Here is a 6,404-nt window from a genome sequence, read left to right on the forward strand (position 1 = left end):
AAAACCGGTGGGTCGGGAATTTGTCCGCGGGCTTCCACGACGATCGTCCCCGTGCCGTCACCGGCAATGGAGCTGCTCAGTTTGGCTTGCGGTGCGTCATCCTGGGCGTGGCCGCGATGGCTCAGCGAGAAGGTCATTCCCAGCAGAAACAGCGTGAGGAACACGGTGAACGCAATTCGGGGCGCGGTCGAGGTGGATGCGTTCATGGTTGCATTTCCTTGGAGTGCGAGTCTCGTTCTTGGCTAACTCGTGGTGGTCGTTTCGAGTGTGAAAGCTGTGCAGGGCCGGAGGAGAGACGTGCTGAGAATCTCAAATCTCAAACATGAAACATGAAACATGAAACTTGAAACTTGAAACTTGAAACTTGAAATCGTTTCAATTCCCGACCAGTTGTCGGGCTTGGCTGATCATCATTTGCAGTTGTTGGACTCGCTTGCGATTGCGGTCTTGGTCGGGTAATCCGGCCAGCAGATCGGAGAGGGTTTTCAGGTCGACGTTGGCGCCGAGCGGGTCGCCGCGGAGCTTGGCCGCGAACAGTGCGGCGGCGGTTGCGATGCGAATCGATTCGGATGCTTGGTCGGGGCGTGGTGCGTTGGGTTCGTACGGGATCGGCCAGCGGTTTTCGATCATCTGTCCGGTCGACAGGTCTTGGAACCTGACCGAGACCGAACCGACGTCTCCTTCGCCATCGGGTTTGGCTTGGAATTGATAGACCGCCACACCTGCTTCGGCCGCTGCCATCTCGGCGGCGTCGACCTTGTCGTTGCGAAAGTCTTCTTTCTTGAGCAGGTGTTTTTCGAAGCCGAGCAATTTGTAGTGGCCGACGCGTTTGGGATTGAATTCGATTTGCACTTTGACGTTCTTGGCCGAGGGGCGGAGGGCGCCGGCGATTTGGCTGGCGAAGCCGTCGTCGGCATCGTCGGGTGAATCGAGCAGGTAGTAGCGGCCGTCGCCCTTGCGGGTCAGCGCTTCCAGGATTTCGTCGTTGAGTCCTTCGGCGACGATTCCCGCGGCGTCAAAGGCGATGCCCGCTTCGCGGATCGTGGTGATCCGCCCCGACAGGCTTTCGGGGTCGGCGTTACCCAAGTTGACGGCGCCATCGGTGAGCAAAATGATTCGGTTCTGCGCGCCGTCGGTCTGATGTTCACGGGCTTTTTCAAACGCCAGTTGCAATGCCGCTTCGATGTTCGTCCCACCTTCGCTGGGCAGGTTATCGATCAGCTCGACGAGCCGTTGAGCCTGGGATCCGTCGACCTTGTCGGCCAGCAGTCGCGGTTGGCGTGCGAAGCTGATCAAGGTGACTTGATCGAGTGGTTTGAGTTGTTGGGCGAGCAGGGCGAATGCGCGGCGGACGGTTTGTTGCCGGTCGATGCGTTCCATCGATCCGGAGTTGTCCAACAGGAACGTCAGACGCAGCGGTGTGTTGCTAGCACGTCCGGCGGCGGCGGTCCGCATCGAGACACGCAGCAGGTTGCGTTGTTGCAGAAACGGATGGATGGCTTGCTCAAGCCGGCAGGCAACCTTTTCGTCTTGGCTGGGCATCGGATCGCCATAATCCAATGCATTGACAAATTCTTCGATGCGAATTTTTGCCGGCTCGGGCCATTCGCCTCGGGCGAGCGCCGCGGCGGCGAGTTTGAACGAGACATCACTGACGTGCAGCGAGAAGGTTGAAAACGCTTCGCTCGCGGCGTCTTTCTCATCCAGTCCGTCCGGCACGGGCGACTTTTCGATGCTCGAACGCTTGAGCGATTCGGTCTCGAAATTCACCTGCGGGTCGCCAAACAGGTAGTCGTCTTTGCCCTTGCTGGCGACCTGGCCGGCTTGCCGTTGAAGTCCCGATTGCAGGTCCTGCAACTTTTTTGATCGATCGGCAGTCGCAAGTCCGTCTAGCTCATTCATCCCCGCGCCCCACTGTGTCACCGGTTTCGATGGGGTGGATTGCAGATCACTGAGCGTGACCGTTTTTCCGGCGATCGCCGCACGCGTCCGCCGACTGAGAGCACGGGTTTCCAACAGCGCCGGTTCCTCCTCCTGAGGAATGACGATTTTGGGGGTGTCGAGGAAATGTTTTTGCTCCGCCGGCGCGGTCACTGCGAGATCGGATCGTTCCTCCAATTCGCGTAGCATGGCTTCGGGTACGACGGCTTCCGGTGCGCTTTCGGGTGCCGGGATGGAATACGACAGGGCGTCGGACTCGTAAAACCGACCGCTGCCTGGACGGTTGGCCGGCGGCACGGTTGCCTCGCCCATCATGCTCATCCCTTCCATCAACTCCATCCCGGCCATCATGGGGTCGGATCCCTCGGCCAGTCCTTGCTGTGGTGACGCAGTGCTTCCGAATGGTTCTCCGCCGATCCCGCCGCCGAATCCGCCACCGCCCATGCCGCCGCCCGCCCCGCTTTGGAAGCCGAGTGCCGCACCGGCCGCGCCGTTCTGGTCATCGGGGCGTTGCGTTGGTTCACCGCGCTGCGCCGTTTCGAAGTCGGTGATGCCTCTGCCGAACCTGGTAGCCGCTTGTGGGGCTGCCTTCGCGACCTGACCGGATCGCTCGATCCCGTCATCAAAGCGCTTCATCCCGCCGGCGGCGAACTCCGGTGACGCCTCTACTTCGCTCCATTTGTCTTTGGACGGGAAGGCCTGGCCATTGATCGCGCCCGACTTATCCGCTGCGGCAGCCACCTCAGGCAAAGGGGGGCTGGGAACGGTCGGGAAGTACTGCACGTCGTCTTGCAAGTAGTAGGCTGACGGGGGCACAGCTTCCTTTTTGATCGCATCGACACCGAGACTGTCTCGAATGGCCGACAGCGAGGATTTCGAATCCGCCGTGTCGCCGAATGTGACGCCGCTTTGTGGTTTCGCTGGTCTCGCCAGTTGGCTACCGCGGAATCGTCGTCCCGCGCCGCTGACCGCGTATTCGTCTTCGAACAGATATTCCTCGTCGATCGACGCTTCGAACTCGACCGACGCGGACTCCTCGACATCGAAGTCTGCTGCGAAGTCGCGTTGCATATCGGTCGCGACCGAGCCGACTTGACGCGACTCCTGCATCATGAATGCGCCGGTGGCGAGCATCAGGAACAGGCCGGCGATGCCCAAGGAGATGGCAACGCGAGTGGCATTCCAGAAGTGGCTGGTCGGCAACCGTGGTTGCGCGTCGCCGGTTTGTTTCGCTTGGCCACTGATCGCGGCCAGCACTTTGTGCCGTCTCTCCGCGGGCAGTTTCCAGTCCTCGTCTTCCGGCGGGGCTTCGTCCGAGCTGACGTCGCGCATGAGTCCATCGATGGATTCGAATTGTTTTTTGACCGCTGCCAATTCCGGACGCTGCTCGATCAATCGGTTCAGTTGATCGCGTTCCAGCTCCGACGCTTCGCCGAGCACGAGTGCAACGATGCGAGCTTCCAGATCGGGGTCAAGGCGGTCGTTTTGAGATGCTTCGTTCATGAGCTTCCGTCGATTCCGAGTGGTCGGAGTTTGCCGGCCAGCTTTTTTAAAATGTGGTGCAATCGGTAGCCCACGTTGCCGATGGTGAGCCCGGTTTGGATGCTGATGTCGCGGTAAGTGAGGTCTTCGAAATACTTCAACCTGACCAGCTGCCGATCCGCTTCATCGAGTTCCAGCAAGCTTTGGCGCAGCGCGCCGGCGGCTTCCATTCGCAGCAGCATGTCTTCAGGCGTCTCGTCTCCGGTTTCGTTGAAGCCGGTGTCGCTGTAGTCCGATGACGGTTTGCCGTCATCGCTGGAGAGCGATTCGCGTTTGATGTGTCGGATGTAGCTGAAGGCCCGATTGCGGACGCTGCGGAACAGCCACGCCTTGGGCGAGTCCACCTGATCCCAGCGGGCGTGCAGCTGCAAAAAAACGTCTTGAACGATCTCTTCTGCCACCGCACGCCGTCCGGTCAGCGAAAACGCGTAACGCAACAGCGGCGTCTCCTCGGTTTCAAACAAGGCGCGCAGGGGCAGCTGACACTCGCCCTCGGCGCCCGATTGTTTGACATCAGGAGTCTGTTTCAACATGTATTCGGTTCGGTTCGCCTGGCGAAATTGAATCACGACCCCTTATCCTCGCACAGGAACAGACTCATCGCGAAGGAATTTATTAGCAAGTTTCCGGCATCTTTTTCCGGAATCCCCGTCTCGGGCGTTTTCGATGGATGGTTTCGGCCAACGGCCGTTCACATCCATAGCCTTGGGCATCGCCCAAGTTCCGCAAACGAGAACGGAGGAATTGGCCAACGGCCATACACAAATGCCTCGTCAAACGCGAAGGTTGTGCATGGCCGTTGGCCAAATTGAACCTCATTGCAATGAGATTCCTGGGGCGGCGCAACCCTCGCAAATGCTCGGTTTGCTTGCCCCAGGCTATGGATATGCATGCCCCTTGGGCAAACAGCGACGTGTTCAGATACCAATGCCCCGGCGGAGAGTGACGAAAACCCCTTGTGATCAACAACTTGAAAACCGCACGACCTCTGTGCGGGAGGGTCGAGCGCAGCGAGGGGGAGAATTTCCGCGACCCCGAATGTCTACGCGTCGGCACATTCCAAAAGCGACTCGATCAGCTGCGTCAGATCGAGCATTGCGAATGGCTTTTCCAGAAATCCATCCGGTTGCACGCCGTCGTATTGCGGCAACGACCAACCGGAGACCATGATCACGGGCAGATTCGGTTGGCGTGACTTGATGTGCTTGAGAACGGTCAGCCCGTCCATTCCGGGCAGGCCCTGATCACAGAGCACCAGCTGAAACTCTTGCTGCTGCAACCGTTTCAACGCGGTCGGGCCGTCTTCGGCGGTTTCGACGCTCAGTTGCAGCGATTGCAGGACCGCGACGGTTGATTGCCGGACCAGTTCGTCATCATCGATGCACAGCACGCGGAATTCGTCGGGTGCCCGGCGGGACGTCTCCGCGCCATCCGCGTCGGCATCCAATGCGGCAGCAGTCGGAACCGAATCTTCGTCGATCGGCGGCTGTGTCTCGTGTTCACGTGGCAACCGAAATTGCACCGTCGTTCCTTTGCCCGGTCTGGATTGGACGTGCAGTTTGCCGCCGTGCTGGCGGACGATGCCATCGCACTCACTGAGGCCCAAGCCGCTGCCTTTGGTGTTGGTGGTGTAGAACGGTTCGGTGCAATGTTGCAGTTGTTCGGCGGACATTCCGCGGCCGGAGTCGGAAACATCGACGATCGCGCTGCTTTCATCGGCGTAGACGCGGATGGTGATCTGGCCATGATCATCAATCGCATCGACGGCGTTGAAAATCAGATTGGTCAGAACCGCACGCAACTGCGTCCCATTTCCCTTGACCAAGGGATTGGCCGAGAAGTCGGTGTGCACACTGATTTGTTTCCCCGTCGAAAGCGAGTCGTTTTGCCAACGGGGGCGAGTCAACTCGACCGATTGCGTGACGATGTGATCCAGGTCAAGGACTTCCAGGAACTCCCGATTGTGTGATTCACGATAAAAGTGTTCCAAGCGGCGAACCGTTTCGGCAGTATCGGTCACGCCCAGTCGAATCAGTTTCAGCCAATTCCGACTTGCCCCTTGCAGGTCGGAATCTTGTTCGAGCATCTCGGCGTAGGTCAGCAGCGGTGTCAGCGAATTGTTGATGTCGTGAGCCACGCCGGCGGCCATCCGGCCGAGCGCGTTGAGTCGTTCACGCTTGATGGCGATCTCTTGGGCGTTGGCCAAACGATCGAGTGCCTCGCGCAATTGCAGATTGCTTTCTTTGAGTTCTTGATCGGCGATCAGCTTTTCGGTGACATCTTCGAGGGCGCCGACGTATCCGAGACGCTGCCCGTCGCGCTCGATTCGGTCGGCGACCACGTTGAAGCTGCGAATCGTTCCGTCGGCATGCCGGAACCGCCCCGAGAAGTTGAATTGTTTGCCGTCGTCCTTGTCGACCTCGGCGTGCCAGGTATTGACCAAGCGATCACGGTCTTCGGGGTGCACCATGTCCAGCCAAGTGGTCTGCGAGTTCGGTCGGCCCGGGAGCCCGGCGACTTCAGCCAAGTAGCTGTTGAAGTAGGTGATTTCGTTCGCATTGTTGGTGACAAAGATGCCGACGGGTGAGCAATCGCAAACGGCCCGAAACTGCGCCGACTTTTCGGCAAACTGATTGGCCAGTTCTTCGCGTGCCCGTTGCAGTTGTCGGTTGGTCCGCCGCAGGGCGAGGGTGCGGCGGATCAAACTGGTGGCCAGCCAAGTGATCAACGCCAACAGCATCGCGGCGACGGACAGGAACCAGGTTCGCATCCAATACGGTTGGAGCACCGTGATTTCAACCGCGCGTGCCGCCGGTGAAACGTTGGCGTCGCCATCGGAAACGCGAACTTCCAGCGTATGGTCGCCCACGGGAAGATTTTCCAACGCGACCTGGTTTTGTTTCCCGAACGCCGACCAGTCA

The 6,404-nt window shown here is 59.3% G+C and carries 4 protein-coding genes; all 4 read right to left on the minus strand.

The genetic code is table 11. The features are described 5' to 3' along the window. On the minus strand, nucleotides 1–206 hold a 206-nt coding region (locus ABX749_RS17285), incomplete at its 3' end, for a hypothetical protein (RefSeq protein ID WP_372897063.1). Nucleotides 207–375: 169 nt separating this feature from the next. Further along, a complete protein-coding gene (locus tag ABX749_RS17290; RefSeq protein WP_372897064.1) occupies nucleotides 376–3,444 on the minus strand; it encodes a von Willebrand factor type A domain-containing protein in 3,069 nt (1,022 codons plus the stop codon). Next, entirely contained in the window at nucleotides 3,441–4,052 is a 612-nt protein-coding gene (locus ABX749_RS17295) for an RNA polymerase sigma factor (RefSeq protein WP_372897065.1), read from the minus strand. The genes ABX749_RS17290 and ABX749_RS17295 overlap by 4 nt, the downstream gene beginning before the upstream one ends. Nucleotides 4,053–4,525: 473 nt before the next feature. Beyond that, nucleotides 4,526–6,404 (minus strand): ATP-binding protein (locus ABX749_RS17300; RefSeq protein ID WP_372897066.1); only part of this gene is annotated, 1,879 nt, incomplete at its 5' end.

Origin of the sequence: Stieleria sp., assembly GCF_041595215.1 — a bacterium.
Lineage (GTDB): Bacteria > Planctomycetota > Planctomycetia > Pirellulales > Pirellulaceae > Stieleria > Stieleria magnilauensis.